2 rRNA genes are annotated in these 554 nt (G+C 58.6%); both read right to left on the bottom strand.

The window, feature by feature from the left end:
• Window positions 1-45: 45 nt before the first annotated feature.
• Window positions 46-162: ribosomal RNA gene (gene rrf / locus AC1DBL_RS16730) — 5S ribosomal RNA — on the bottom strand.
• A 250-nt stretch (window positions 163-412) separates the two neighbouring features.
• Window positions 413-554, bottom strand: a 23S ribosomal RNA gene (locus AC1DBL_RS16725); the annotation flags it as partial.

Genomic DNA, 554 nt, shown 5'->3' with positions numbered 1-554 from the left:
GGCTCAGGCCCCGACACTGTGTGTCGGGGCCTGGCTGTAATGGTTGTCCGGCGGTGACCTACTCTCCCACACCCTCCCGGGTGCAGTACCATCGGCGCTGTGGGTCTTAGCTTCCGGGTTCGGGATGGGACCGGGCGTTTCCCCCACGCTATGACCGCCGTAACCCTGTGTCCGCGCCCCCGGGGCCCTGGTGAGGGTTGTCCTGGGGTGGGAAATCTGGTGGTTACAACTTGTCCGCTACCGCCCGTGGTGGGGCGGTGGTGGTGTTGTTATTCAGTTTTGGTTCCTTCAAGCAACGTGCCCGTGGCGGGTTTGTTGTTTGGGAACCACATAGTGGACGCAAGCAGTCTTGTYTCTTTGTACTCCTCTGCTGGTGTGAACGTCTTTTGAATCCGTTCACGCAAAGGAGTGTGTGGTGTAAGTTATCGGCCTATTAGTACCGGTCAGCTTCACGAGTCGTTAGTCCTCGCTTCCACATCCGGCCTATCAACCCAGTGGTCTGGCTGGGGGCCTCTCACACACAAGGTGTATGGAAATCTCATCTCGAAGCGAGC

This window comes from Arthrobacter sp. 10T44 (assembly GCF_056393885.1).
The sequence above is the reverse complement of the archived record's forward strand: the minus strand, read 5'-3'. Positions and strand labels throughout refer to the sequence as shown.